This is a genomic window from Acetobacter sp. UBA5411 (genome assembly GCF_002409645.1).
GTDB lineage: Bacteria > Pseudomonadota > Alphaproteobacteria > Acetobacterales > Acetobacteraceae > Acetobacter.
The window spans coordinates 122,981-123,230 of sequence record NZ_DHNR01000009.1; the positions used below are offsets into that span (position 1 = coordinate 122,981).

Consider the following 250-nt stretch of genomic DNA (forward strand, 5'->3'; position numbering starts at 1 on the left):
TTTGACGCGTCCGCCGTGCGTAACGGTTATCTTCCTGCGGCTCTGATCACCAAGATCACCACCACGCAGGATGGCATCGACATGGCGGCGGTGTTTGGCATGTATCCGGGGCTCGACAACAACAAACCGGGGGCCATGAACGCCAACTCCGGTGGTAGCCCGGTCGCACTTGGAACGCCCGGCATCGATTTCCGTCAGGTTTACATGACCTTCGGGAACAAGAAGATGGGAACAATCAAGATCGGTCGTG

At 57.6% G+C, this 250-nt stretch carries 1 pseudogene; it reads left to right on the forward strand.

The annotated features are described in order from the left end of the window. Window positions 1–250 (forward strand): annotated as a pseudogene (locus B3759_RS03595) (porin); the annotation flags it as partial.